Origin of the sequence: Kribbella sp. NPDC004536 (assembly GCF_042873835.1) — a bacterium.
Lineage (GTDB): Bacteria > Actinomycetota > Actinomycetes > Propionibacteriales > Kribbellaceae > Kribbella.
This window is the reverse complement of the sequence record NZ_JBIALY010000002.1, coordinates 194,284-220,181: the sequence shown is the minus strand read 5'-3', so window position 1 is coordinate 220,181 and position 25,898 is coordinate 194,284. Positions and strand designations below refer to the sequence as shown.

The following is a 25,898-nucleotide window of genomic DNA, read 5'->3' as shown; positions in this document are numbered from 1 at the left end:
CATGGCAGGCAGCAGTCGATATACCGCTTCGTGGAAGTCGTGTTCCACTAAGCGAGAGACTAAAACGCCATCAGATGATGCGCAAGAGCGCGCGTGGATTCGTATACATGCGCGCGAAATCTGCCCATCCCCCGGACGGGCGCGCACCGACGTTCAGCTGAGCGCGACGAAGGCCCGGATGTCGGCGGCCAGGAGGTCTGGTTCCTCGGTTGCTGCGAAGTGGCCGCCGCGTGGCATCTGCGTGTAGTGGACGACGTTGTAGTTGCGTTCGGCCCACGTCCGCGGCGGTTGGACCAGGTCGGCGGGGAACACGGCCAACCCGGTCGGTACCGAGACCTGCACAGCGCCGGGCGGGTAGTTGTCGTGCTCCCAGTACGGCCGGAAGCTCGCCGCGATCGCTCCGGTGAACCAGTACAGGCTCGCCTGCGTCAGGATCAGTTCGTCGCTGAGCCCCGACAACCGGTCGCCGTGGTCGGTCCAGGCCCGGTACTTTTCCAGCAACCACGCGAGCAGCCCTACCGGTGAGTCGTTGAGGCCGTACGCCGGCGTCAACGGCCGGGTCCGCTGCAGGTGCTCGTACCCACCCTCTTCGGCGTACCACTGCTTGCCCTGGGCAACGTACGCCGACTCCTCCGCGGTCGGCTGCGACTGGTCGGTCGGATCGGCGACCGCCAGCACGTGGATGCCGGCCACGGCCTCCGGATGCGCCTGGCCGAGCCGTGCGCTGATACCGGCGCCGAGATCGCCGCCGTGCGCGAGATACCGGTCGAAGCCGAGCCCCGTCATCAACCCGTGCCAGAGTTCGTGGGTCGGAACACCGGGAAGCGTCGGCTGCTCCGGCGTGAACGGAAAGCCAGGCAAGGACGGCACGACGACGGTGAAGGCCGTCGCTCCGGCCGCGCCGTACTCACTCGGCCGCGCCAGCCGCTTCGCGAGCTCCACCTCTTCGAGGAACGTGCTCGGCCACCCGTGAGTGAGCACGATCGGCATCGAGCCGGCGGTCTCGCCGTCGAACCGCAGATAGTGCACGGGCAAGCCGTCGACGGTCGCCCAGTACGACGGAAGTGCGTTGATCGCGCGTTCCTGCGTACGCCAGTCGAATCCGTCCGCCCACCACTCCGCCAGGCGCCGCAACTCCCCCGGCTCCGTGCCCGCACCCCATCCCTCGACCGGCCACGGCCGAGGCCACCTGGTAGCGGCGATCCGGCGCCGCAGCTCATCCAGGTCTGCATCCGGTACTGCGATCAACGGGTCCGGCATGGCGCTCCTTCGTCCACGACAGTGTGCTCCGTCGCGAGCCCGGCCTGTCCGCGGGCGCGGATGAGTCCGGCGAAGGTCGCGATCACGATCAGGGCGATTTCCAGGCCGCCGTACGCCACGGCGGTCGGTTCGAGGCCGAAGCGTTCGGCGGCGAGCCCGGCGACCAGGGCGGGCAGGCTGAAGGCGAGGTAGCTGACGATGTACATCGTCGCGAACACCTCTCCGCGCCGGCCGTCCGGCGCGGCCTCGCCGAGTGCGTGCACGGCGAAGCGGAAGGTTGCGCCGAAGCCGAGCCCGGCGACCGCCGAGCCGGCCACATACAGCGGCAACGCCGCCAGCAACATCGCCGCGGTCGTCACCAGCACACCGAGCGCGAGCATTCCGTATCCGAGCCGCTGGCCCCACCGCGACGGCAAGACTGTCGAGACGACGGTGCCGGCTGCCCCGGCGGCGAAGAACACCCCGAGCACCAAGCCGACGACGAAATGGCTGCGTACCTCGAGGACGTTGCCGAGCACCGACGACCCGAGCGACAGGTACAACCCGGCGAGCGCCCACGACGCGCCCATCGACGGGACGAGTGCGACGAACACAGGCCGTACGGCCACCGGAAGCCCGGCACTCGGCCGCAGCGACCGCCAGAGCGACTCCCCCGCGGCGGGCTCGGAACGTGCGCGTTCGGGGACCAACCAGACCAGTGCCGCGAGGACCAGGTAGACCGCCGCGAGGATCCAGAAGACAAGTTGGCGAGGCAGCGGCGCGAACTGTACGAGGGCACCGGCGAGGACCGCTCCGATCACGATGCCCAGCGACGGGACCGCGCTACTGACGACCGAACCGAATCGTGGGCTCGGCGCCGAGTCCAGGATCATGGCCGTCGTCGTGCCGGTGGCGGCGCCGACTGCGACACCCTGCACGATGCGCGCGACCACCAGACCGCCGGTACCTCCGGCGATCGCGAACAACACCATGCCCAGCGCGAGCAGTACCAGCGCTCCGGACGCGACCGGCCGGCGGCCGACCCGATCGGACAGCGAGCCGACAGTCAGCAAGGCCGCGAGCAGCGCGAAGACGTAGACAGCGAAGACGACCGTCAGCACGAACGCCGAGAACCCCCAGAGCCGCTGGTAGACGGGATAGAGCGGCGACGGCGCCGAGGCCGCCGTCAGCGTGGCGACGCCCGCGGCCCCGGCGACCACGAACGAGGTTGCGCGGCTGAACATGGAACCTCCATCCAAAAGCAATGATCTTTGCTCTAAGGACAGCATTGCGGCTGCTCCTCGTAAAAGCAAATTTCTTTGCTTAGAATGACGGGGTGACGGACCGACCGAGCCGCCCTGGCGGGCGGAGCAACCGCGTGCTGACCGCGATCTACACGGCCGTCGGCGAGCTGGTCGGCCAAGGCGCCGACAAGATCAGCTTCCCGGTCATCGCCGAGCGCGCCGGGGTCAACCCGACGACGCTCTACCGGCGCTGGCCCGACGTCAACGCGTTGCTCGAGGACGTCGCCGTCGCAGCGCTCACGCGGGACGGGGAATCCGTACCAGACACCGGCTCCCTCGAGCAGGACCTGACCGAGTGGGCGGACGTCATCGCCCGCGACATCACCCGTCCGGAGCGTGCTCGCTACCTGCGCGCGATGGTCGCGGCCCGCGTCGACCTGGTCGCGACCTGCGTGGTCACCGACACGCGCCGCGAGCAGGCGGCGGAGATGGTACGGCGCGCCCACGAACGCGGCGAGCAGCCGCCGACCGTACAGCAGATCCTCGACCACGTCGTCGCGCCGCTGTACTACAACGTCGTCTTCGCGCTGCCGCTCGACGACGACCACGCCCACCGCCTGGTCCACGATGTCCTCGCGATGGTCCGCTGATCCAACCGGCCCGTGCCGGAACGTGCGAGCCTGTCGTCATGGAGGTTCGACTGGCCGAGTTGCTCGCCGGGGTTTGCCTGGCCAGCGACCTGGCCCGCGGTCTCGACGACGGCCAAGGGCTGCGGTCGTGCGTGACCGCGATGGAGCTCGCCGACCGCGTACGACTGCCCGCCGAGCAGCGTCGTGACCTGTTCTGGGTCTCGCTGCTCCGCTTCGTCGGCTGCAGTACGACGGCCACGGAACTCTCGGCGCTCGGGGACGAGCTACAGATCAGCAGCACATTCGCCACCGTGGACACGCGCGACCTGCGCGAGGTCGTACGCCGCACCCGCAGCGTGGTCGGCTCGCGGCCTGACCACGTGCTCCGGTTCCTCGCCTCGGCGCCCGCGACGATCCGCGAGCACGAGACCACCAGTTGCGAGGTCGCCCGTTCGGTCGCGGAGCAGGTCGGTCTCGGGCCCACCGTGATCGCCGCGCTCGGCCAGGTCTTCGAGCGGTACGACGGCCACGGCAATCCTGGTGCCGTCAAGGGACGGCTGCGTCCGCCGGTCGCGTTCTGGCAGGCCGTCCACCTGGCCGACCTGCTCGCCCAGTCAGGCGCCGACGTGCCCGGCGAACTGCGCGCACGCGCCGGCCGGGCACTCGATCCGTGGGCCGCGAACACCGTCGCCGACAACTGGGACCCGGCCCTCGTACCCGACCCGGCAACAGTCGGCGCGGTCCTCGACCACGAACCCGAACCGCATCAGGTCGCCACCGATCCCGACCAGGCGCTCGCCGTCTTCGCGATCGTTGCCGACGGCAAATCACCGTACTTCCACGGACACTCGCACCGGGTGGCTGAGCTGGCGGCAGCTGCCGGGCGAAGATACGGGCTGCCGGCAACGACCGCGACCCTGGTACGCCGGGCCGGCCTTGTGCACGACGTCGGCAAGGCGGCCGTCACGGCACGCATCTGGAACAACCCACGGACCCTGTCGGACGCCGAGTACGAACAGGTACGCCTGCATCCGTACTACACCCAACGGGTCCTGGCCCGCGTGCCCGCGCTCGCCCAGCTCGTCGACCTCGCCTGCTCGCATCACGAACGAGCCGACGGCACCGGCTACCACCGCGGCCTGCCCGGCCCGTCCGCTGCCGCCACGATCCTCGCCGCCGCCGACTGCTTCGTCACGGCCGGCGAGGACCGGCCGCACCGCGCCGCCAGGTCACCGGATCAGCAAGGCGCCCACCTGATCGCCGAAGGCGCAGCCGGACGCTTCGATCCGGCCGTCGTCACCGCGATCCTCGACGCCACTGCCGGCGCTGGACCGAAGGCCTTCGAACCCGGCGGACTGACCAGACGGGAACAGGAGGTACTCGAGCTCGTCGCCCAGGGCCTCACGAACCGCGCCATCGCCAACCGGCTCGGGGTCAGTCCGAAAACGATCAACGCACACCTCGAGCACACCTACGCCAAGCTGTGCGTCTCGACCCGGGTCGCCGCCGTGGTGCACGCCCAGCGCCTCGGTTGGCTCCCCGGATAGGGCGAACTCCCGATACCCGGCCGGGCCGGCAGCGGCGATGCTCACCGTATGGACACCATCACCCTCGACACCGCCGTACAGCTCGCCGGCGACGTCCGCGCCGGCCGCCGCAGCGCCGTCTCGATCACCCGGGAGTACCTCGCACGCATCGAGCAGTACGACGGAAACCTCAACGCTTTCCAGTCCGTACGGAACGCGGGCGCGCTCGCGGACGCCGCCGCCGTCGACAACGACCCGCGGCGCGCGGACCTGCCACTGGCCGGCGTACCCGTCGCGGTCAAGGACAACATGGCGATCGCTGGAGAACCCGTCCGGCACGGGTCGGCGGCCACGTCCGCGGAGCTCTCGCCCGACGACGACCTGATCGTCACGCGCCTCCGCCGAGCCGGCGCCGTATTGCTCGGGACGACCCGCATGCCGGAGCTCGCGGCTTGGGCCTTTACCTCGTCGCAGGCGTACGGCGTCACCCGGAACCCGATCGATCCCGGCCTCGATCCCGGCGGCTCGTCCGGGGGCGCGGCCGCCGCGGTCGCCGCCGGGATGGCCGCGGTCGCGATCGGCACGGATGGCGGCGGTTCGATCCGGGTGCCCGCGGCGTACTGCGGCCTCGTCGGGATCAAGCCCACGCGCGGGCTGACACCGCTGCCGGGTGACCTCGCCGATCACTGGTACGGCCTCAGCGTGACCGGGCCGCTCGCGCGAACGGCCGGCGACGTACGGCTCGTACTCGAAGTACTGTCCGGCAAGCCTGTCGCGGCTGGCGGCGCGGGCGTCCTCAGGATCGCCACGTCCACGAAGAGCCCGTCACCGCTTGCGCGACTCGACACCCACCAACGGACAGCGATGACGGTCGCGACCGAGCGGCTCGTCCAGCTCGGCCACGACGTGACCGCGGCGGATCCGGACTACCCACTGACGCTGCTCAACGTCTGGGGCCGTGCCTGGCTGGGCGGCATCGCGGAGGAAGTCCAGCGCCTCGGCCTCGATCCCGCGCTGCTCGAACGTCGTACCCGTGCGATGGTCCGGCGCGGACGCAAGCGCCCGCGGCCGGGTGACACCGACGAATGGGCGCGGCGGGCAGAGTCGTTCTTCGCCGACCACGACGTACTCGCCACACCGGTCACCGCTCGAACACCCGCACGGGCCGGCGCATTGAATGGCCGCGGCTACCTGGCGACCTACCTCGCATCGGCACGCGCGGTCCCGTTCTGCCAAGCCTGGAACCTGGCCGGCTACCCCGCCGTCACGGTCCCGGTCGGCGTCGCGAAGGGGCTGCCCCTCGCCGTGCAACTGGTCGGCCCACCCAATTCGGAGGCGACCCTCTTGGCCCTCGCGGCAACTCTCCAGAACCCTCGCTCCGCCACATGACAACTACGGCGACAGGTTGGGCAGCCGGACCTCGAAGGTCGAGCTGCCGACGAGACCGACCGTACCCCCGTGGCGACGGGCGATGTCGGCGACGATGGCCAGGCCGAGGCCCGCTCCCCCGGTGTCCCGGGACCGGGCTGCGTCGAGGCGGACGAACCGGTCGAACACCCGGTCGCGGTCGGCCGGCGGGATACCGGGACCGTCGTCGGCGACGGTGAGTACGACGGTACCGGCGGACTCCGCGAGACCCAGCGTGATCTCGGAGTCCGCATGACGGGCCGCGTTGTTGGTCAAGTTCTCGATCATCCGCGTGAGGGCGGCTTCGTCGCCGAGCACCTGGCCGGCCGAGACGCCCTGTGTCGTGACTACCAGGTTTGTTGCTGACCGCAACCGTCTCGCCTCGGCGAGCAGGAGGTCGTCGAGGTCGACCGGAAGCTGGACGAGTCCGCTGTGCTCCTCGCCGGCCCGCCCGAGCCAGAGAAGGTCGTCGACCAGGTGCTGCATCCGGAGGTCCTCAGCAAGAACGGTGGCAGCCAGCTCGGGGACCGTCGTACGGGACGGATGTGCCAGGGCGACTTCGGCGTGCTGGCGGATGCCCGCGATCGGCGACCGCAACTCGTGTGCGGCATCCGCGACGAACTGCTGCTGCGCCTCGTGCGATCGCTGGAGCCGATCGAGCATCCGGTTCATCGTCCCGGCCAGGCTGCCGATCTCCCCCTTGCGTGTTTCCGGAACCCGGCGATGCAGCTCGGTCGCCGTGATCTCGTCCGCCTCCCGGCGCATCGCCGTCACCGGTGCCAGTACGCGCCCGGTGACGACCCAGGTCACGGCACCGACGATCACCATCATCAGCGGTACGCCGACCACCAGCACCCGGCTGACGAACCTCGTCGAGTCGAGTACGTCGACCAACGGCCGGCCGACCACCAACTGCCGGCCGGACGACGTGCGGGCCGCCGCGAACACGAAGTCCTCGCCACGTCCCGGCGGCTCGAGCGAAACGCACCGGCTGCCCGGCGAAGCCAACGGAGTGCCGCCGTCCACCAGCTGCCCAGAGCGGTCGACGACCTGGACGATCTCGGTGGCGGTCGACGGCACCGGATCGCCCGCGGCGGCGAGCTGGTTCGCGCGATCGCGGGCGTCCGCACACACCTGGCCGGTGAGGACGGACCCGAGCATCGCGACGAGCACCAGCGCACCGCCGACAAGGGCCACCCCGACGACGAGGACGGCGGCCAGAGTCACCCGGATCCGCACGACGCACCCCCGGCCGGCTCTTCGAGGCGATAACCGCTGCCTCGCAACGTCGTGATGCACCCGTCGCCCAGCTTCCGCCGGAGCCGCCGGACGTACACCTCCACGATGTTCGGGTCCCCGTCGAAGTCGTCGTCCCAGAGCGCTTCGAGGATCGCTCGCTTCGACACCACTTCCCCGCACCGCCGGATCAGGAACTCCAGCAACGACAGCTCGCGCGCGGTCAGCGTCAGTACGTCCGCCCCGAGCCAGGCGCGTCGCGCCGCCGGATCGAGCCGCAGGTCCCCGGCCTCCAGAACCGCCGGCCGCTCGGCCGCACCACGCCGTACGAGCGCACGCAGCCGGGCGATCAGAACGGCGTACGAGAAGGGCTTCGTGAGGTAGTCGTCGGCGCCGTTGTCCAGCGCCCGGATCTGGTCGGTGTCCGCGTTCCTTGCCGTGAGCATCAGGATCGGCGTCCAGATCCGCTCCGCGCGGAGCGTCCGGCAGATCGTCAGTCCGTCGAGCTCGGGCAGCATCAGGTCGAGCAGTACGACGCCGTACGGGTGCTCGCGGGCGAGCCACAGCCCGTCCGTCCCGGTCAGCGCGACGTCGACCGCGTACCCCTCGGCCTCCAGGCCGTTGCGCAGACCCAGTGCCAGCTGCCGTTCGTCCTCGACCACCAGTGCCCGCATCACCCACCTCCCGGCGATCCTCCCCCATTGTGGCTGAACCGTGGCTGAACGGGGAGTTCAGCCGGGGTTCAGCCCGCCGGACCTACGGTCACCGCATGGCCGCCATCGAAGCGATCGACCTGACCAAGCGGTACGGCACCCGGACCGCCGTCGACGGGCTGACCTTCTCCGCCGAGGAAGGCGAGGTCGTCGGCCTGCTCGGTCCCAACGGTGCGGGGAAGACCACGACGATTCGCCTCCTGACCACGATCCTCGAACCGACCTCCGGGACCTTCACCGTCGCGGGTGTGCGCGGCGACCTCGTCCGAGAACGAGTCGGAGTACTGCCGGAAAGCGCCGGCTATCCCGGTCGGCAGAGCGGGGCGGAGTACCTCCGGTACGCGGCCCGCCTGTTCGGCGCGAGCCGGTCGGAGGCACGCTCGGTGGCCGACCGGCTGCTGACCGACGTCGGCCTGGCAGAGCGGGCCGGTGCCCGGATCTCGTCGTACAGCCGCGGCATGAAGCAGCGCCTCGGGATCGCCCGCGCGCTCGTCAACGATCCGGCGGTGGTGTTCCTGGACGAGCCCACCCTCGGCCTGGATCCCTCCGGTCAGCGGGCGATCCTCGCGATGGTCGCCGACCTCGCGAGCCGTCGCGGTACGACGGTAGTGCTGTCGACGCATCTGCTGTCGGAGGTCGAGGAGTCCTGTGCGAGCGTACTGATCCTCGATCGCGGCCGGCTCCGGGCCGCGGGACCGATCGGTGACGTCGTTGCCGACCGTGGCAGCCTGAGTGCCGCCTTCCTCGCGTTGACGGAGCCAGGATCATGAGCGGCTGGAGCGTGGTCGCCGAGCAGGAGAACCGCGACCTGTGGATCGGTGGCCGCGGGCCGGTCCTGCTCTTCGGCTTCAGCGTCCTGCTCAGCGCGATCACGTACCTGGCGGCGACGAACCGGGCGATGAACTTTCTCGAACGGCGGGAGGCGGTGAACCTCGCGCTCCAGGTCGCGCTCGCCGTCGGCGTACTGCTCACGGTCGTGGTCAGCGCCGACTCGATCAGCGGGGACCGCGAACGCCGTACCTTCGAAGGCCTCCTGCTGACTCCGGTGTCGCGCAGGGCGATCATGGCCGGCAAGCTCGCGGCCGGATCGACGATGTGGGCCGGCTGCGTCGTCGTCACGCTGCCCTATCTGTGGGTACTGGACGGTGGCGGCCAGGCCTCGCTCGTTCTCCTCGTGGTCGGTACGCTCGTCGCGATCGGACTCGGCGGCCTCGGGCTGCTCTTCAGCGCTTGGTCGAACTCCAACAAGAGCAGCCTTGCCGGCGGGCTGTTGCTGCTCCTCGTCCTGTTCGCTCCGACCCAAGTGCCGGCACTGCCGAAGACCGGATTCGGTGCAGCTCTCGCACGTATCAACCCGATCGGCTCCGGCCTGCACTACAGCTCGCAGATCGTTGTCCGACGCAACGGTTGGGCGCAGGACCTCAGCTATCTCGTGGGGCCGGCCGCGATCGACCTCCTCGTACTCACCGTCCTGTTCGCCTGCGCCCCGCGCCTCCTCCGGCTGACGGCAGGTTCCCGATGAACATCCTCAACCTGCTCGCGACCGTGCTCCTCGCCAATCCAGGAATCGTCATGGATCACGACCAGCTCACCGCCCAACTCGGCCAGACGCTCACCGTCGAATCGATGGTCGACAGCCCCGAGCCGGCCGTCGCCCACCTCAACGTGGTCAGCCTCGACGGCGTGTACGTCGACCTCGAGGACTGGACCCAAGACGTGACGCAGCCCGTTCCCGCCGACCGGGAAACTCAGCTCGACTGGGAATTCCAGGCGGTGAACCCGGGCCATTTCGTGGTGTACGTCGTCCTCATCCCGCAGCACGGGCCGCTCCTCGCCGGACCGGCTGTGCACGTCACCGTGACACCTCGGCCAAACCTCGACACCGGTGGCGCGCTCCCGGTCGCCATCGCCGTACCCGCCCTGCTCGGCGCCGCCGCCCTACTCGGACAACGGAGAAATCGATGAAGAAACAGCTCGCCCTCGCACTGACGACAGCCGCCGCCCTGACCTTGCTACCGGCCACAACCGCCGCAGCACACTCCTCGTGTGCGCTGCCGGTCTTCGGACCCGGCAGCAGCTACAAGCCCCACATCGTGGCCTCGAACTTCACCTCTCACGTCACCAACCGCTGGTATCCCCTGAAGGTCGGACGAGTCTTGATCTACAGCGGCACCCGCGAGGGCCAGAGCGCCCTCGACATCGTGGTCGCCACCCCACGCACCAGATTGATCGACGGTGTCCGAACCCGAGTCCTCTCCGATCGCCTCTACCTCGACGGCGTACTGAGCGAACGCACCAGCGACTACTTCGCCCAGGACCGCTGCGGCAATGTCTGGTACTTCGGCGAGGACACCGCCGAACTCCACGCGCACGGCCGCGTCGTGAGCCGCGAAGGCAGCTTCCACGCCGGCGTCGACGGCGCCCAGCCCGGCGTCTTCATGCAGGCCCACCCGCAGCTCGGCCGGAAGTTCCGACAGGAGTGGTACCGCGACCACGCCGAGGACGTCTTCCAGGTCATCGACAAGAACACCAAGGTCACCGTCCCGCTAGGCACCTTCCACCACGCCCTGCGCACCGCCGAAACCACCCGCCTCGAACCGGGCACCCTCGACAACAAGTACTACGTCCGCGGCATCGGCGAGGTCGCCGAACTCGCCGTCAAGGGCCCCAGCGAAGCCCTCCGCCTGGTGGCGATCGTGGGTTAGGTATGAATATTACAATCGCACGGCTTGAAATGTGCATCCAACGCCTCTAAGGTGCCAGTGCGCGGCGTTCTTCGAGGAGGATCATGACCGAGCAGGTTCCGCTGATCGTTGCCGACAGCCCCTTTGCGGTTCCCCCTCCGTGGGCGGTGCTCGAGCGGCAGCTGATCGCGACGATGGACGCCGCCCTGGAGCCGACACTGCGTCGGTACGTCCGCGACGACGGGAGTCTGTACTGGCCGACCTCGGACGACCATGTGGGTGTGGACGGTCTCGACGACGCCTACGAGAGCTTCTTCAGCTGGCCGCTGTTCTACCTGCTCGGTGGCAGCGATCGCTTCCTGGCTGCCTCGCACCGGCAGTTCGACGCGATCACCGCGCAGTTCGCGCGCTACCAGACCGGCTTCGGTCATCCGATGGTCGTCGACGAGTACGAGCAGGGCTACGACTGGTTCCATCAGTCCGAGGGGTACACGTTCTTCTACTACCTCTCGATGGCCGACCCGGACGACGAACGGACCCGGAGCCGCGCGCTGCGGTTCGCCGGGCTGTACCTGAACGAGAGTCCGCAGGCGCAGAACTGGGATCCCGAGCTCCACCTGGTGAAGGCGCCCTGCACCGGCAGCATGGGACCGGCGTTCCGCAACTTCTCCGGAGCGCAGTTCCTGCCGTTCAAGTACTTCGACCATCTGCAGTGGGCCGGGCTGCCGTTTCAGGACGTGCCCGGCGTACGGCGGCCCGTCGACCTGCGCGACGAACACAACGCCATCACCATGGGCGAGACCATGCAGCGGCGGCAGTCGCGCGGCGACGTACCGGCCAACTTGGCCATCACGAGCCTGATGACCAACGCGTACCTGTTCACCGGCGATCCCAAGTACCGCGACTGGATCACCACCTACAGCAGAGCCTGGCTCGATCGCATCGCCTCGAACGGCGGCGTCATCCCCGACAACGTCGGGCTTTCTGGCACCGTCGGGGAGTACCTGGACGGCAAGTGGTACGGCGGCTATTACGGCTGGACCTGGCCGACCGGTTGGGAGTCGTTGGGCTCGGCCCTCGTCTGTGCCGGAGAGAACGCCGTCCTGGTGAGTGGCGATCCGGCGTATCTGGACCTGCCCCGTTCGCAGCTCGAGTACCTGCGGCAACGCGCGATCGTCTTCGAGGGTACGGTCCATGCGCCGACCCGCTACGGCGACCCGGGCAACTACGAACTCACCTCGATCGTCGAGGGGCTCCGCGGCCACGACATCAGCAATCCGCTGCCCGCGACGGCCGATGCTCCGCTGCTGTGGCACGAGGGCTGGTTCGACTACGCGCCGGTCAACCCCGAGGGCCCCACGCACCTGTGGTTCTCGTCGAACCGCGACGACGACCGCGCGTTCCTGGACGCCGTTCGGCACAAGGGAAAACCCGAGTCGAGCACGGTCCTGGACCCGACTGCCTGGCGGTCGACCGTACGGAAGAACCAGGCCGGCCACGAACATCCGTGGCTGGCGTACCTGAGCGGCGAGTACCCGCAGTACCCGGTCGACATCCTGAACTGGAACCTGGCGCAGGTCCACCGGCGTCTCGACGACCAGCGAACGGACCGCCAGGACCGGTCGACGTACGCCGACCAGTACCTGCAGGTACGCAATCCGATCACCGTCGAGGGGCTCATCCAGCTGACCATGGGCGCTCCGATGCCCGTCTACAACGGCGGGCTGCTGATGACGAGAATCCGCTACTTCGACATCGATCGCCGGCGTCCCGGTCTGCCGCCGGACGTCGGAGCGCTCGTCCGCGAGGTCGGGCGGGAGCACCTCACCGTGGAGCTGGTGAACCTGCACGGGTCCGAGGCCCGCGAGCTGGTGATCCAGGCCGGCGGCTTCGGCGAACACCGTTTCGGCACGGTTGTTCACGAGGGCAAGGAGTCGACGGTTGACGGCCGATGGGTGCGGGTGCGTTTGGAGCCGGGCTGCGGGGTCACTGTCCGGCTGAGCCTGGAGCTGTTCGTCAATCAGCCCGCGCACGGCTTCAACTGGTAGATCAGCGCGGCGGTCCTGCCGGTGATCCACTCGATCGCCTCCCCCGGCTGGTCCGCGCAGGCCTGTACGACGGAATCCACCGCGTCGCGCCAGTCGCCGACCAACGTGCACACCGGCCAATCGGAACCGAGCATGGCCCGCTGCGGCCCGAACAGCCCGACCGCGAAGCGGATCAGGTCGGCACGCTGATCGGGCCGGAGCCGGCGCAGCTGAGTGCCGAGGCCACTCAGCTTGATGCTGACCTGCCGATGCCGGGCGACTTCGGCCAGATCAGCCGTCCAGCGGATGCTGCGCCGGCCGGTCAGGGAACCAGGTGGAGCACCGACGTGGTCGATCACGATCGGCACCCTGGGCCCTGCTGCCGCACAGATCTCGACGACGTCGCGAAGCCGGTCGGTCGCGACGTTGAGTTCGAGTACGAGCCCATGGTCGGCCAGTGCGTCGGCGACCTCCGCAACCGCATCCGGAAGACCAGGGCCGTCCAGCCGTTCGCGGATTCCACGCAACCACCGGCCGTTCGGCGATTGGATCATCGCCTGCAGACGATCGAGAGCACCGCTGTCGGACAGTCGCGCCGAGCCGACCACTCCGACGACAGCCGACGTGCGCGCGGCCAACTCCAGCAGCGACTCCGTCTCGGCGTCGTCACCGCGACCCGCCTCGACGAGGATCGCCGCCACATCGGCGATCCCGGCCGATGCCCACTCGGTCTGCAGATCGTGCAGGTCGAAGGATCGGCGCAACGGGCCGCGCAGCCAACCGAAGCCCGTCGCCGGGTTCCACACGTGAACATGGGCGTCGATCATCACGAGCCGGGTTCGATTGCGGTTGGATCCAGCCCCGCGTCGAGATCGGCCAGGATCCGGACCGCGAACAGGTTCCAGCTGACGAAGCCTGGGTTGAACAGCGGCTGTCCGGTCTCGGCGTGGTAGTACTCGTGCACCGTGCCGTTCGCGCGCAGGTCGTCGGCCATCAGATTCACCAGCCGCCGGGCAACGGCCACCGCCTCGGCGCGGTAGCCGTACCGAGCCAGGCCGTAGCAGGTCAGGAACGTCGACAGCCCCCAGACCGGCCCTTGCCAGTTGGAAGGGTCGGCCATCGGCTCGTTGTTGTACATCGGCTCGTCCGCCGCCATCGACCGGATGCCGAAGCCGGACAGGTATCGCTGCGGGGACAGGACGTGCTCACGGATGAGCCGATCGGCGAGGCCTGGGTCGGCCACGCCGGTCCACAACGGAAACAGCGTGCCCCAGCTACCCACCAGCAGCGGTACCTCCCAGGTCACCTCCTGGCGAGTCGGGCGGTGCCGCCGGCTCAGCTCGAGGTGGCGGTACGAGCCGGAGCGCGCGTCCCACATGAACGTGTTGATGGCCCGGACGAGACCGGAGGCGCGGGCGCGATAGCTGTGCGCGCCCGGTTTCCCGAGCAGGTCGGCCAGCTGAGCCATCGCGCTCCACTCGCGCGCGTGGAAACAGTTCATGTCGACCAGGCCGACCGTACCGCCCGGGCGTCCGTAGATGGCGGGATCGTTGTCGATGCCGGTACCCGACTCGTCGGTCCACGTGTAGAGGCCGTGCCGGGATCCGCATTCGCGGTCATGCCAATCCCGGATCGAGACGAGCGTGTCCCAGTACGGCAGCAGCCACGCGGTCGTACCGGTTCGGCGGACGACGGCCAGCGCCCATTGGGCGTGGACGGGTTGCCCCATGTGGTCGTACGAGGCTGTGCCGTCGGGCTCCACCAGACTCGGCACCCTGCCGTCGGGGCGGACGGCTTCCAGCAGGATGCACAACGCTCCTTGGAAGTGGGCGACCTGCTCGTCCGGTAAGGCCAGACCGGTGAAGTAGGAGTCCCACGTCCAGACCGAGTCGTAGACCGCACCCGGAGCAAGGTACGGATGATTCAGCTGCGGGCTGGTACGCAGGGTCGAGGAGGCGAGCTCGGTCAGCTTGGCGGCCACGAAATCGCGCTCGTCGTCGGCCCGCGCACCGTGTGGAAACGGTGGTAGTGGCCGCGGATCCCGGGTCTGTGTGGCCAGATATCCGCGCATGTCCATCCGGACATCGAAACCGCTCATCGACTGTTGCGGAAGGCATCGAGTTGGGACTGTGCCTCGGCCATCAGCTTGTTCATCCCCGCGCCGTCCATCCGCTTGAGCAGGTTGGACACCGACTTGCCGGGATCGGCCAGGCCGTTGACGACCTGCGGGCGGTACTGGCCGATCGCGGCCGAGATGGTGGCGACCTGGGTCTTCACCGGGCTGATGTCCATCGCGAAGCCGATCGCCTTCGACGTGACGGCCGACTTGTTCACCGCGGCCTCGGCCTGCCAGCGCTTCTGCTTGGCGTCGTAGCTGTCCCGGTAGTAGGCGTTGAACTGGTTGCCGAACATCCAGTCCGTGTTGGGATTCCACTTGCTGTTGGCGGCCGAGGTGCCCTTGGGGAACCCGACAACACCCGCAGCCTCGTCGGTGAACACCCAGTGCGTGCCCTTCACTCCGAAGCACAGGGTGTTGTAGAAGTCCTTGTCGGTGTTGAGCAGTTCGAAGAACTCGAGTGCGTTCTCCGGGTTGGTGAGCTTCGCGTTGATGCCGTTCAAGGTCGCCGCGACACCGTCGGTGTTGAGGATGGGCTGCCGTACGAGGCACTTCCCCTCGGTCTTGAACGGGAAGTACTGCGGATTGCTCGGCCCTTGCTGACCGGCGATCACACCGACCTTCCCGGAGGAGTTCTGCGCCGAGGCGTCCGCGGCCGACAACGGCGACGACACGGTGTACCCCGCCTCGTGCCAGCGACGCATGACGGCCGCCGCCGCGCGGAACTCGTCGGTGTCGAACATGTTGAAGACCTTCAGGTCCGGGTCGTCGTACCGCACGGCCAGTCCGTACGAACCGGCAACCGGGTCCCAGCCGTAGACCTCGGGGTAGAAGACCGCGTTGTTGCCCTGGTTGTCCGTTGCCCAGGGCGTGATCCCGCCGCCGGCCTGCTTGATCTTGGCGAGGTACGGCTCGAGCTCCTCGAAAGTGCCGATCGCGGACGAGTCGAATCCGAACTTGGCCGCCAGGCTCGACTGGGTGACGAAACCCCACAGTTTCGGGAACCGCTGCTGGTTGATGATCCCGTAGATCTTCCCTTTGACCCGGACGGCGTCCCAGGTCGACGCGGGCATGCTCTTCCACAGCGACGGTGCGTGGGCCGGCAACAGATCGTCCAGCGCGAGCAGGCTCTTGTTCGACGCCAGCTTGTAGTAGTCGTTCGCCCAGGGCGCGGTGAAGAAGGTGCTGCCGAGTTGACCCGACGACGCCTTGAGTGCCATCGCCTGGTCGTAGTTCTGGACCGCTTGCAAGGACACGGTGAACTTCTTGCCGTGTGCGCTCAGCAACGAGTTCAGGGCGTTCGACACCACGCCGGCGTCGGTCTCGTTCGGATTGCCGAGGAACTGGTAGTCGAGCTGGGACGGCTTGCTCGCGGTGGTGGGCGAACTGCATGCGCTCAGCAACGGCATCCCGCTGACGGCCAGCCCCGCGCCGACGGCGGCCTTGGCCGAGCCGAGGAGGAACCCTCGCCTGGAGACCTCGTTCATGTCGATTCCTTCTTTCAGTCTTTGATTCCGCCGAGGGTGATGCCGCGGATGAGATAGCGCTGCATGAAGAAGAAGGCGGCCACCACGGGTCCGATCGCCAGGACGGCGATGGCCATCCGTACGGTCTGGATGGGGATGTCGCCGGTGACACCGGCCAGCTGCGAGTTCGACGCCGCGTAGTCGATGTTGGTGAGGATGCGGTACAGGTACAGCTGGACGGGCACCAGCCTGTCGTCGGTGATGTACAGCAGCCCGAGCCACCAGTCGTTCCAGTACAGCAACATCACGAACAGGCCGACCGTGGCCAGGCCGGGCTTGGACAGCGGCAGCGCGATCCGGGTGAAGATCCGCCACTCGCCGGCGCCGTCCACGCGGGCGGCGTCCATGATCTCGCGCGGCAGTTGGGAGAAGTACGTCCGCAGCAGCAGCACGTACCAGGGCGTGACGAGGTACGGCAGGATCAGTACGAGCAGGGTGTTCTGCAGGTGCAGGTACTGGGTGATGAGGATGTAGGCGGGCACCAGGCCGCCGTTGAAGATCATCGTGAACAGCACGTAGAACGACAGCGGCCGCCGGAGGCGGTACTCGGGGCGGGACAGCGAGTACGCCAGCATCGCCATCAGCGTCAACGACAAACTGGTGCCGACGACGGTGACCAGGATCGAGATCCCGTACGCCTGGATGATCGCGCTCGGATCTCCCAGGACGTACTTGTACGCCGTCGTACTGAACTGCTGCGGAACCACCGAGTAGCCGTGTGCGCTGATCGCCGATTCGCTCGAGAACGAAGCCGACAGGACGATGGCCAGCGGGGTCACGAAACCGACGGCCACCAGTGCCAGCGCTCCATGAACCAACAACCGACCGCTGCTTTGTGCAGTCATCTGCAAAGTCCCTTTGTCTTGTGGCTCAGAACAGGGCGTCGTCACCGCGTCGCCGAACCAGCCAGTTGGCCGCGACGACGAGGACGAACCCGACGAACGCCTGGTAGAGCCCGGCGGCCGCCGCCATGCCGACGTCGCCCGTCGAGGTCAGTGAGCGGAACACGTACGTGTCGATCACGTCGGTCGTGGGATACAACGTCGGGCTGTTCTGGGTGACCTGGAAGAACAGGCCGAAGTCGGCGTTGAAGATGTGGCTCAGCCCCAGCAGCACGTTGATGACCACCAGGGGTCTGAGCAGGGGCAGCGTGATCGATCGGATCTGCTGCCAACGGGAGGCGCCGTCGATCGCGGCCGCCTCGTAGAGTTCGGGGCTGATCGAGATGATGCCGGCCAGATAGACGACGACCCAGAAGCCGACGCCCTTCCACATCTCGACCAGGGTCAGGACGAGCGGCCACCAGTTCGGCGAGTTGTACCAGTCGACACCGCCGCCGCCGACGCTGCGCAGCAGGTGGTTGACGATGCCGGTGTCCGCGTTCAGGAACGTCAGTACGAAGCCGGTGATCACCACGTACGAGAGGACGAACGGCAGGAACATCGCCGACTGGTACACCCGGCTGACGAACGGCGAGCGGTCCTTCACCTCGTTCAACAGCAGCGCCAGGCCGATCGCCACCACGAGGTTCGCGACGATGAAGATCCCGTTCATCAGCACGGTGTTGCGGGTGACCCGCCAGGCGTCGCCGTTGGCCCACAGATAGTGGAAGTTCTGCCAGCCGATCCACTTGCTGTGCAGGATCCCCTCGGTCGGGTCGTAGTCCTTGAAGGCGACGATCACGCCCGCCATCGGGAGGTAGTTGAAGACCAGGAGCACCAGCAGGGCCGGCAGGCCGATCAGGAACAGCGTCAGGTCGCGACGGCGCGCACCGGCGGCCCGCTCCCGGCGGCGGGGCGCCGAGACGGTGGGCGGTACGTCGTCGGCTGCCGCCTGCGCCGCCTCGGCTGCGCGCCTGGTGCGGGGCGTGGACGTGGACCTCGGTACCGTTGCCGCCTGGTCGAGACCGACCGTTGGCTTCGTCACGAATCCTCCGAGCATTTACATTTCAGAGACAATGACTGATATATTCATCCGGTGAGCCTCCTTCGTCAAGCCCCCGTAGCCGGCACTCGTTCAGCAGCGATGCAGCGGATTCAGGCTGCTCGCGACACCCTCACGCCCGCCGAACGGCGGGTCGCAGACCGCATCCTCGCCAATCCCGGCGAGGCGATCGCCCTGTCCATCGGCGAGTTCGCCGAGCTCTGCGGCGTCGCCCAGCCGACCGTGTCACGGTTCGCCCGGAGCCTGGGCTTCCACGGCTATCCGGCGCTCCGGCTCGAGATCGCGCACGACTTCGCGAACGATCGGGCCGACCGCGAGACCGCGCCGGCCGTGGACCAGGCGGCCGGTGACCCGCTCGCCGTGGTCCGGGCCCGGCTCGGACAGGATGCGGCCCTCGCCTCCGCCGCACAGGCGATCCGGACCGCGCCCGCGGTCGAGATCTGGGCGTCCCCGGAGATGGGATTCGCCGCCGAGTTGATGGTGACGGGCCTGCGCGAACTGTCCGTTCCCGCGGCGTCGTCGGCAGTGGCGACACATTGGCATCGCCGGGCCGCCGGACTGCCGCCCGGCGCGGTCGTGGTGTTCCTCAGCTATGACGGTGAGGCCGTACTGGCCCGTCATCTCGACGTCGCCAAGGCCGCCGGGGCGCAGGTCGTCTCGGTGACCCATGCGCCGATCCGCAGTCTGGCCCGCGAGTTCGACTGGCTGGTGGGCATCCCGGAGACCACAGGCGTCGAGCAAAGCGCTCTGATCATGGCCGAGGCCGTGACAGCCGCGGTGCGCGAAGCATCGCTGCTGGCCGGGCCTGCGGGTCCGGCGTCGCCTTGGCGCACCTGGGCTCACCGGGAAGACCTGACGATCGTGCCCGCGGACGGCGATCCGGTGCCGGCCGTCGTGTTGTCGCACGCCGATCGCGATCCGGCGCGCGGTGTCTGCGTGTTCTTCAACGGGATGCGGACCACGATGGAGGACGCGGCGCCGTCCGGTGTCATCGACGGCGATCGGATCGCGCCGTCGATCGTTGCTGCCCTGCTCAATGCGGGCCGGCACGTGGTGCTCGTCGACAATCCTGCCCACGGTGCCCGCAAGCGGGTCTGGGAGGACACCGGCGACCTGCTGACCGCCGACCTCGAGTCGGACACCTCGACCTTGATCGGGCAGTCCCGCGTACTGGCTCCGGCAGTGGTCGACGCCGTACTCGGCCTCGGTCTCGCCACCGGCCCGGAGCGGCTGGCCTTCGTCGGTCAGTCCTGGGGCGGATTGCAGGTCCTGCTGTCGATGGCCGGTGATGCCCGCATCGCTTGTGGCGTCGGGATCATGCCGATCTGCGCCGCCACCGACCTGGAACCCTTCGAGGCGTACGCCGACAGCGCCGCGGCCCGCCTAGGCCGGATCACCCCCGAGGACGCCGAGCTGCTGGCTCCCCGTCCGCTGCTGCTGATCGGTGGCGCCGAGGACACGATCGCCCTGGACGCCCGGGTCAGCGACTTCGTCGACACTGTCCGGCCGGCCTACGAAACGGCCGGCAAGCCCGAGCTGCTGAACCACGTGACGCTGGCCGGGGTCGGGCACGCCTTCGATGCCCGCCAGGTCGACGAGACCGTGCAATGGTTGTCCAGTCACCTGCCCCGGTGACGGGCCAAGAGCGCCTTGGCGACACCGGCCTGTCGATGCCACGGCTGGGATTGGGGACGGCGACCTTCGGACACCTGTACGAGGCCGTCTCCCCCGCCGAGGCCGTCGCAACCGTAGCGCGGGCCATTGAGCTCGGCGTTCGCTACGTCGACACTGCGCCTGCGTACGGCCTCGGCCGGGCGGAGAGCTTGACCGGACTGGCCCTGCGCTCGGTGGACGTCGATCCCGCCGAGATCGTGGTCTCCAGCAAGGCAGGCCGGCTGCTGCGTCCGTGGCCGCGCGGCGAGAGCCGTCGTCCGGCCTTCCCTGGCGCGCCGCGGGTGCTTGCGGTCGAGGCCTGGCACGAGGCCGGTATCCGACGCTCGGTCGAGGACAGCCTGACCAGATCAGGACTCGATCACCTCGACATCGTCTATCTGCACGACCCGGACGAGCACGAGTCCGAGGTGTACGACACCGCCTATCCGGCGCTGGCGGCACTGCGCAAGGAGGGCGCGATCGCTGCGATCGGGGTCGGTATGAACCACACCGAGCTCCTGACCCGTTTCGTGGATCGGCTCGAGCTCGACGTCGTGCTGCTCGCGGGGCGGTACACGCTCCTCGAGCAGGGCGCGCTGCACGATCTGCTGCCGGCCTGCGCGCGGCGCGGAACGCGAGTGGTGATCGGAGGCGCGTTCAACAGCGGACTGTTGGCCGACCCAACGGGCTCGCCGATGTACAACCACGCGCCCGCCCCGCCGGCGATTCGCAACCGCGCCGAGGCGATCAACCGGGTGTGCCGCGATCACGGTGTGGACATCGTCTCGGCTGCCCTGCAGTTTCCGCTGCTCCACCCGGCGGTGATCACCGTCCTGGCCGGCATGCGATCGCCGGCCGAGGTCGAACGGAACGTCGCGGGGTTGTCCGAGCCGATCCCGCCGCAGCTGTGGAGTGACCTGCATGCGGCGGGACTGCTCGACCCGGCGACGCCCCTGCCGCCTCAGACGACGATCGTCGCCGAACCTCCGTCGACGAGGCCGCCGGACGGACCCTGATAGACGGTGTGGAACCACACGCTGTCCTGCGCGGCGTTCGCGACCGCGCCGGTCGGCGCGACGTTGTCGACGACGGCGTTGAGCTCCGCGAACGACCGGCCAGGATTCGGCGTGCCGTACGGCGTGACCAGCCGGACGGCGTACGACTCGTTCCCGGTACTGACGTTGCCGGAGACAACGTTCCCGCGCAGCATCGGCGGCACCGGAGTGTCCAGGGTCAAGGACGAGAAGTCGTCATAGACCAAAGCGGACACAGCGGTCGTCAGCTGGTTGTCCAGGATCTGGTTGTACACCGAGACGTCCAGCGCCGACGGGTTGTTGCCGGTCACGATCGCGGTGAACAAGACCCCCGACAGATCGAAGGCAGGCGGATTGGCCGTCACCGATCCCGTGGTGTCGAACGAGTTTCCGGCCACGACGCACAGCGCGCTGGGGCCGTAGTTGCCGATGTACTTGGGACAGGCCTTCGCGGTGTTGCCGACGTACAACTGATGCTGTTGCAGCACCGTCACGACGAAGGTGGAGTCGGTGGCGGGAGTGACGTCCCATGGTTCGTCGAGGGTGAGTGTGTCGGTGGTGGTCGCGACGACCCGTCGCAGCTGTCCGGTTCCGGTCCCGGACAGCACCACCACCATGGCTCCGAGCGGATCCTGTCTCGGATCGTCCAAGGCGAACTGGACGTCGGTGGTACTGATCGTTGTCGACCCGGCCGCCGATACGGTGAGCAAGCGGCGACCGCCTTGTACCGAGTTGAACTGGTCGCCGACCAGAACCTCACCGCAGTTGCTGGCGGGTTCGCCGGCGTTGAGGATCGTGTTGTCGCCGAAGTAGCAGTCCTCGACGCCGCCGGCGTCTTTCACGCCGAGCGCCTGGGCCGGCAGCTTCAGACCACCGGTTTGCACGGCGCGTGCGTAGTAATAGGTGTCGGAGCCACGGACGAAGGTGTTGCGGCGTACGACGATGCGCCGTGCGCCCCAGATCTTCACGCCGGAGTTGTCGGCCTGATGCTGCGGATTGCCGGCATCACCCGGTGTGCGTGGATAGAGCAGTCTCATCCGGCTGTCCTGGACGCGGACGTCGCTGACCGCGATGAGGAACGCGGCGTTGCCGCAGTGGAAGTCGCAGCCTTCGACTGTCAGGTTGCGCAGGTTCTGCGCGAGCAGGCCGAAGGTACCGACGTACAGCCAGACGTCTTGCGGGTACTCGGGATTCTCGACGGCGACGTCGCCGACGGTCACGTTGTTTCGTCCGTCCAGCTCGAGAGCAACCACCCGGCGCAGGTTGGTGTCGAATGTGAGACCGCGGACCTCGACGGCGCTGTCGCCCGGCGCGAGGTAGAGCATGCCGTAGTCATCGCCCGCACCGACGCCGTAGATGTCGGTCGGACTCAGTCGCGGCAGGCTCGGGGTGAACTCGACCGCGTCGCTCATCCGGATTGTGCTCTTACCCTGCCCGGCGCCCTCGACGTGCACTGGGCCGGACGCGTTGGGCAGGCTGAGCTTCGCGCTGATCGTGTACAGGCCGGCGGGTAGCCGAACCACGGCGCCGCCGGTGGTGGCGGCCGCCGCGGTCAGAGCGGCCTGCAGGGCGGTCGTGGAGTCGCCGGCTCCGGTCGGGTCCGCCCCGAAATCGCTGACGGCGTTGAGGATTCGCGTCGGGCACGGGCGACGGGTCGCCACCTCGAGCGACGGCTTCGTGGTCCCCCGGTCCCCGGCGACGCTCACCGTACAGGGGCCGGTCACACCTCGCGGTACGACGAACGTGATGCTGTACGCCTTGGTCTCGACGACGGTGCACGCGTACCGGAGCGCACCGGCGACCAGGCTGACAGCGGCCGATCGCAGGTGCTCCCCGTACACAGTCACCTGCTCCCCCGCCACCGCTGTCGGGCGATCGACGAACCAGGCGCTGGGTTCGTTCACGGTCAGCGGCGCTGACCAGGCCGAGTGATCGCCGGACGAGACGTAGATCGCGTAGACGCCGGTACGGGCCGATGCGGGCAGTTGCAGCACTATGCCGTCAGCGGTCACGGCGACCACCCGCAGCGCGAGCGAGTTGCGCCCCGGGCGCGCCGGCAGGCTGCCGGTTCCCGCCGGCACCGGCCAGGCCATGGCGAGCGCGGCAGCGGCGAAGCCGGAACCGGTGAGTACGAACGCCTCTCCCGGGCGGGCCGTCCGCACTTGGCGGCGGTACAGGACAGGGCTGTCCACAGTCGCTTCGGCTGCGGCCGGACGCGACCAGTCGAGCCCGGCCGCCAACGCCGCACCGACCGCGCCGGTCGCTCCCAGAAAGCCACGCCTGGACAACCCCGGCCGACTCCCCGAATCCACGTCGATGTTGCTGGTCATGCGATCTCCTCGCTGTGCAGGGGTGAGTGGGAATCAGATGACGACAGTGCCGGTGCCGCTGTCCGTAAGATCGGCAGCAGTCCCCTGATAAACCGAACGAGCCCAATAGGCATCGCCGATGCTGGTGTTCTTGGTCGTGCCGCTGCCCTTGACGTTCTTCACGCAGAGCGTGTGCCGGGCCATCACGTTCGCGGCGGAGGGCGGGTAGAGAGTCAGCAGTCCGGCGGTCGCGTCGGTTCCGGCCGCGGAGTTCCGGGCCAGGCGGTTGCCGTGCAGCAGCGGGGCCGCCGGAATCGAGCTGGAGGACGGGTTGACGAAGTCGTCGTACTGGGCGTAGACGTGGCTGCCCGTCAAGGTGTTGTCGATCAGTTCGTTGAAGAAGTTCACATCCAGCACCGGCTGGCTCGGCGAGACGATGCCCGTGACCGCGATCCCCGCGGCTCGAGGATCGTCCGGGTTGGGAGTGACGGCCCCGGTGGTGTCGACCGTGTTACCTGCCATCACGCACAGAGCACCCGGGCCGTAGTTACCCAAGTACTTCGGGCAGGCGATCGCGCTGTTGTTGTAGTAGAGGATCCGCTTGTTCAGAACGGTCACCACGATCAGCGAGCCGGCGCCGGGCACGACGTCCCACGGGCTGTCGACGGTCAACTGCCCACTGGTGTTCGCAACGACGCGACGGATCTGGCCGACACCGGACCCGGACAGGACGACGACGTCCGCACCGATCGCGTTGAGCGCAGAGGTGCTTGACGCATCGAACGGAGATCCCCCGACCGACACAGTCGTCGACGTCGCCGCGGAGACTGTCAGCGCCACGCGTCCACCCGTGACGGAGTTGAACTGGTCGGCGACGATGGACTCACCGCAGTTGGACGCCAGCACGAGACCGCCGGGCGACGGCTCGCCCGAGTCCTGGACATAGTTGTCGCCGATGTAGGAGTACTCGACGCCGCAGCATTCCGTGCCACCGAAGACACCGGACGGCACCTTGAGCGCGCCGAGCTGGATCGCGCGGGCGTAGTACCCACCCGAGCCGCGCACGAAGGTGTTGCCGCGCAGGGTCATTCGCCGCGCACCCCATACCTTGATGCCGTCCTGGTCGACGCCGTTGGGGTTCGCGCCATCGGTGCCTTTGACCCGCGGGAACGCGAGGGCCATCGTGTTGGTGTCGATCAGGGCGTCGACCACGGCGATCAGGAAGATGCCACTGGCCGTGGTGAACTGCGATCCGGTGACCACGAGCCGGCGGCAGAACTGCGCGATGATGCTGTAGCCGCCGCTGTAGAGGAAGATGTTGGAAGGCCAGTTGGCGTTGACGAAGTGGCAGCTCGACACCGTGACGCCGTCGCGTCCGTCGACCTCCAGGCACACCATCCGCCGGTCGTTGGCGTCGAAGGTCAGATGGTCCACCGTCACGGGGTTCGAACCGGGCGCGAGGTACAGCATGCCGATGTCGTCCGATGCCGAGACGCCGTAGACGTCGTACGACGCGCTGAAGTCGGTGGTGGTCGGCACGCTTGCGGAGTAGCCGGAGGCCGGGTTCACCTTGAGTGTGGACGTACTGCTGGTGCTGCCAACGATCGAGATCGGGCCTGAGCCGGCCGGCACGGTCAGCTTGCCGGTGACCAGGTAGGTGCCGGCCGGGACGGTGACGATCGCGCCCGTACTCGAAGCCGCCGCTGCATTCAGCGCGTTCTGCAGGTTGGTCGTCGAGTCGGCGGTGCCGGTGGGATCGGCTCCGTAGCCCGACACCACGTTGACGGCCAGCGGAGTACCGGTCGGGGCAGCGACCACCGTGAGTACGAGCGACTTGTCGAAGGCGTACGACCCGCCGTGCCCGTTCGACACGTACAGGCGATGCGTACCGGCCGACGTCCCCGCCGGCACGGTGAACGCCATCGCGTAGTTGGTCGAACCGGACACCGAGCAGAGCGTCAGCGTTCCCGCCGTCTCGATGTACACCGTGGGGGCAGCCGTGGACGAGCGAAGTTCCCGGCCGTAGATCGTGACCGTCTGACCTGCCTGGACCTGCGGGCGGTCGAGGTACCACGCCTGGGAGGAGTTGAGCAGCAGCGGTGCGCTCCACGTCGTGTGGTCGGCCGACGACACGTACGCCGCTACCGGGCCGTCGCCGATTCCGCTCGGAAGGACAGCGACGACACCGTCGGAGTCGACCGCGTTGGGAGTCACCGAGGTCGAACCGGTCGGCGGCGTGGCCGGAAGCGGCGTCGGCCCCGACGGACCGATCGAACCGGTGTCGGGAACGGGCCAGAAACTCACCAGGTCAGCACTGTCGAACCCCGCGCCGGCCAGCAGCAGCGCCTCACCAGGAGCGGCGCTGCGGACCTGCTGACTGAGCAGAACCGGTGGCGTGTTGACGGCAGCCGCCGCCGTGGACGGACGAACGAACGGCAACGCCGACGCACCGACGACCAGCGCGGAGGCCTGCAGGAATCGGCGACGGGTCGAGCTGAGAGGTTGCGAGGCGGACGGAGGGCGGGAGTTCTCAGGGGGAGGCAACATGGCAAGACAGTACGAGCGAGGGATGTATCTTTCAATACCTCGCTCTACAATATTCAGGCATAAC

Annotated in this window: 21 protein-coding genes; 10 read left to right on the top strand and 11 right to left on the bottom strand. The window is 68.4% G+C overall.

Annotated elements, in window-relative coordinates; translation table 11 throughout:
- Positions 1-153: 153 nt before the first annotated feature.
- Both ACFYRU_RS15950 and ACFYRU_RS15945 read right to left on the bottom strand, forming a co-directional pair.
- Positions 154-1,260 (bottom strand): epoxide hydrolase family protein, encoded by a 1,107-nt coding sequence (locus ACFYRU_RS15950; RefSeq protein ID WP_387658697.1) that lies wholly within the window; start codon positions 1,258-1,260, stop codon positions 154-156.
- Positions 1,245-2,483: an MFS transporter gene (locus tag ACFYRU_RS15945; RefSeq protein ID WP_387658694.1), complete on the bottom strand. Its 1,239-nt coding sequence runs from the start codon at positions 2,481-2,483 to the stop codon at positions 1,245-1,247. The genes ACFYRU_RS15950 and ACFYRU_RS15945 overlap by 16 nt, the downstream gene beginning before the upstream one ends.
- A 92-nt stretch (positions 2,484-2,575) precedes the next feature.
- Between ACFYRU_RS15945 and ACFYRU_RS15940 the strand changes: the two genes are divergently transcribed.
- From ACFYRU_RS15940 to ACFYRU_RS15930, 3 genes are read left to right on the top strand one after another with little or no spacing between them, the layout of a single operon-like run.
- Positions 2,576-3,133, top strand: coding sequence for a TetR/AcrR family transcriptional regulator (locus ACFYRU_RS15940; protein ID WP_387658692.1), 558 nt, complete (start codon positions 2,576-2,578; stop codon positions 3,131-3,133).
- A gap of 38 nt (positions 3,134-3,171) precedes the next feature.
- Positions 3,172-4,659 (top strand): HD domain-containing phosphohydrolase, encoded by a 1,488-nt coding sequence (locus ACFYRU_RS15935; protein ID WP_387658689.1) that lies wholly within the window; start codon positions 3,172-3,174, stop codon positions 4,657-4,659.
- 48 nt (positions 4,660-4,707) lie between these two features.
- A complete protein-coding gene (locus tag ACFYRU_RS15930) occupies positions 4,708-6,027 on the top strand; it encodes an amidase (RefSeq protein WP_387658686.1) in 1,320 nt (439 codons plus the stop codon).
- Positions 6,028-6,030: 3 nt separating this feature from the next.
- Here the strand turns inward: ACFYRU_RS15930 and ACFYRU_RS15925 are convergent, their stop codons facing one another.
- Together ACFYRU_RS15925 and ACFYRU_RS15920 are read right to left on the bottom strand one after the other, a co-directional pair.
- Positions 6,031-7,284, bottom strand: a complete 1,254-nt coding sequence (locus ACFYRU_RS15925) for a sensor histidine kinase (protein ID WP_387658683.1) — start codon at positions 7,282-7,284, stop codon at positions 6,031-6,033.
- Positions 7,269-7,955, bottom strand: a complete 687-nt coding sequence (locus ACFYRU_RS15920; RefSeq protein ID WP_387658680.1) for a response regulator transcription factor — start codon at positions 7,953-7,955, stop codon at positions 7,269-7,271. Before ACFYRU_RS15920 ends, ACFYRU_RS15925 begins: the two co-directional genes overlap by 16 nt.
- A 95-nt stretch (positions 7,956-8,050) precedes the next feature.
- Between ACFYRU_RS15920 and ACFYRU_RS15915 the strand changes: the two genes are divergently transcribed.
- The 5 genes from ACFYRU_RS15915 to ACFYRU_RS15895 all read left to right on the top strand — a co-directional run bounded on the left by ACFYRU_RS15915 (position 8,051) and on the right by ACFYRU_RS15895 (position 12,726).
- A complete protein-coding gene (locus ACFYRU_RS15915) occupies positions 8,051-8,764 on the top strand; it encodes an ABC transporter ATP-binding protein (RefSeq protein ID WP_387658677.1) in 714 nt (237 codons plus the stop codon).
- Positions 8,761-9,516: an ABC transporter permease gene (locus ACFYRU_RS15910; RefSeq protein ID WP_387658674.1), complete on the top strand. Its 756-nt coding sequence runs from the start codon at positions 8,761-8,763 to the stop codon at positions 9,514-9,516. The genes ACFYRU_RS15915 and ACFYRU_RS15910 overlap by 4 nt, the downstream gene beginning before the upstream one ends.
- Complete coding sequence (locus ACFYRU_RS15905) at positions 9,513-9,959, top strand: hypothetical protein (RefSeq protein WP_387658671.1); 447 nt, start codon at positions 9,513-9,515, stop codon at positions 9,957-9,959. Before ACFYRU_RS15910 ends, ACFYRU_RS15905 begins: the two co-directional genes overlap by 4 nt.
- A complete protein-coding gene (locus ACFYRU_RS15900; RefSeq protein ID WP_387658668.1) occupies positions 9,956-10,699 on the top strand; it encodes a hypothetical protein in 744 nt (247 codons plus the stop codon). Before ACFYRU_RS15905 ends, ACFYRU_RS15900 begins: the two co-directional genes overlap by 4 nt.
- A gap of 83 nt (positions 10,700-10,782) precedes the next feature.
- Positions 10,783-12,726, top strand: coding sequence for a hypothetical protein (locus tag ACFYRU_RS15895; protein ID WP_387658666.1), 1,944 nt, complete (start codon positions 10,783-10,785; stop codon positions 12,724-12,726).
- Here the strand turns inward: ACFYRU_RS15895 and ACFYRU_RS15890 are convergent.
- The 5 genes from ACFYRU_RS15890 to ACFYRU_RS15870 are packed head-to-tail and all read right to left on the bottom strand — an operon-like array spanning position 12,699 to position 18,273.
- Positions 12,699-13,532 (bottom strand): amidohydrolase family protein, encoded by an 834-nt coding sequence (locus ACFYRU_RS15890; RefSeq protein WP_387658663.1) that lies wholly within the window; start codon positions 13,530-13,532, stop codon positions 12,699-12,701. The genes ACFYRU_RS15895 and ACFYRU_RS15890 overlap by 28 nt on opposite strands.
- Positions 13,532-14,803: an amylo-alpha-1,6-glucosidase gene (locus ACFYRU_RS15885; protein WP_387658660.1), complete on the bottom strand. Its 1,272-nt coding sequence runs from the start codon at positions 14,801-14,803 to the stop codon at positions 13,532-13,534. Before ACFYRU_RS15885 ends, ACFYRU_RS15890 begins: the two co-directional genes overlap by 1 nt.
- The gene (locus tag ACFYRU_RS15880) at positions 14,800-16,308 is read right to left on the bottom strand and encodes a DUF3502 domain-containing protein (RefSeq protein ID WP_387658657.1); all 1,509 of its coding nucleotides are present in this window, start codon (positions 16,306-16,308) and stop codon (positions 14,800-14,802) included. Before ACFYRU_RS15880 ends, ACFYRU_RS15885 begins: the two co-directional genes overlap by 4 nt.
- Before the next feature lie 14 nt (positions 16,309-16,322).
- Positions 16,323-17,192, bottom strand: a complete 870-nt coding sequence (locus tag ACFYRU_RS15875; RefSeq protein ID WP_387658654.1) for a carbohydrate ABC transporter permease — start codon at positions 17,190-17,192, stop codon at positions 16,323-16,325.
- Between the two features lie 25 nt (positions 17,193-17,217).
- On the bottom strand, positions 17,218-18,273 hold the full coding sequence (locus tag ACFYRU_RS15870) for an ABC transporter permease (RefSeq protein WP_387658650.1): 1,056 nt from the start codon (positions 18,271-18,273) through the stop codon (positions 17,218-17,220).
- Positions 18,274-18,372: 99 nt separating this feature from the next.
- Between ACFYRU_RS15870 and ACFYRU_RS15865 the strand changes: the two genes are divergently transcribed.
- Positions 18,373-19,926, top strand: a complete 1,554-nt coding sequence (locus ACFYRU_RS15865; RefSeq protein ID WP_387658647.1) for a hypothetical protein — start codon at positions 18,373-18,375, stop codon at positions 19,924-19,926.
- On the top strand, positions 19,923-20,960 hold the full coding sequence (locus tag ACFYRU_RS15860; protein ID WP_387658644.1) for an aldo/keto reductase: 1,038 nt from the start codon (positions 19,923-19,925) through the stop codon (positions 20,958-20,960). Before ACFYRU_RS15865 ends, ACFYRU_RS15860 begins: the two co-directional genes overlap by 4 nt.
- On the opposite strand, the gene ACFYRU_RS15855 is transcribed toward ACFYRU_RS15860, so the two are convergent.
- Positions 20,906-23,308: a glycosyl hydrolase family 28-related protein gene (locus ACFYRU_RS15855; RefSeq protein WP_387658641.1), complete on the bottom strand. Its 2,403-nt coding sequence runs from the start codon at positions 23,306-23,308 to the stop codon at positions 20,906-20,908. The two genes, ACFYRU_RS15860 and ACFYRU_RS15855, sit on opposite strands and share 55 nt — an antisense overlap.
- A gap of 33 nt (positions 23,309-23,341) precedes the next feature.
- The gene (locus ACFYRU_RS15850) at positions 23,342-25,834 is read right to left on the bottom strand and encodes a glycosyl hydrolase family 28-related protein (RefSeq protein ID WP_387658638.1); all 2,493 of its coding nucleotides are present in this window, start codon (positions 25,832-25,834) and stop codon (positions 23,342-23,344) included.
- Between the last annotated feature and the right edge of the window lie 64 nt (positions 25,835-25,898).

Bases quoted from the DNA above. Each gene is read 5' to 3' on its own strand.
- ACFYRU_RS15950 (WP_387658697.1), bottom strand. From the start codon at position 1,260: ATGCCGGACCCGTTGATCGCAGTACCGGATGCAGACCTGGATGAGCTG.
- ACFYRU_RS15945 (WP_387658694.1), bottom strand. From the start codon at position 2,483: ATGTTCAGCCGCGCAACCTCGTTCGTGGTCGCCGGGGCCGCGGGCGTC.
- ACFYRU_RS15935 (WP_387658689.1), top strand. From the start codon at position 3,172: ATGGAGGTTCGACTGGCCGAGTTGCTCGCCGGGGTTTGCCTGGCCAGC.
- ACFYRU_RS15930 (WP_387658686.1), top strand. From the start codon at position 4,708: ATGGACACCATCACCCTCGACACCGCCGTACAGCTCGCCGGCGACGTC.
- ACFYRU_RS15920 (WP_387658680.1), bottom strand. From the start codon at position 7,955: ATGCGGGCACTGGTGGTCGAGGACGAACGGCAGCTGGCACTGGGTCTG.
- ACFYRU_RS15915 (WP_387658677.1), top strand. From the start codon at position 8,051: ATGGCCGCCATCGAAGCGATCGACCTGACCAAGCGGTACGGCACCCGG.
- ACFYRU_RS15910 (WP_387658674.1), top strand. From the start codon at position 8,761: ATGAGCGGCTGGAGCGTGGTCGCCGAGCAGGAGAACCGCGACCTGTGG.
- ACFYRU_RS15905 (WP_387658671.1), top strand. From the start codon at position 9,513: ATGAACATCCTCAACCTGCTCGCGACCGTGCTCCTCGCCAATCCAGGA.
- ACFYRU_RS15900 (WP_387658668.1), top strand. From the start codon at position 9,956: ATGAAGAAACAGCTCGCCCTCGCACTGACGACAGCCGCCGCCCTGACC.
- ACFYRU_RS15895 (WP_387658666.1), top strand. From the start codon at position 10,783: ATGACCGAGCAGGTTCCGCTGATCGTTGCCGACAGCCCCTTTGCGGTT.
- ACFYRU_RS15890 (WP_387658663.1), bottom strand. From the start codon at position 13,532: ATGATCGACGCCCATGTTCACGTGTGGAACCCGGCGACGGGCTTCGGT.
- ACFYRU_RS15885 (WP_387658660.1), bottom strand. From the start codon at position 14,803: ATGAGCGGTTTCGATGTCCGGATGGACATGCGCGGATATCTGGCCACA.
- ACFYRU_RS15880 (WP_387658657.1), bottom strand. From the start codon at position 16,308: ATGAACGAGGTCTCCAGGCGAGGGTTCCTCCTCGGCTCGGCCAAGGCC.
- ACFYRU_RS15875 (WP_387658654.1), bottom strand. From the start codon at position 17,192: ATGACTGCACAAAGCAGCGGTCGGTTGTTGGTTCATGGAGCGCTGGCA.
- ACFYRU_RS15865 (WP_387658647.1), top strand. From the start codon at position 18,373: ATGCAGCGGATTCAGGCTGCTCGCGACACCCTCACGCCCGCCGAACGG.
- ACFYRU_RS15855 (WP_387658641.1), bottom strand. From the start codon at position 23,308: ATGACCAGCAACATCGACGTGGATTCGGGGAGTCGGCCGGGGTTGTCC.
- ACFYRU_RS15850 (WP_387658638.1), bottom strand. From the start codon at position 25,834: ATGTTGCCTCCCCCTGAGAACTCCCGCCCTCCGTCCGCCTCGCAACCT.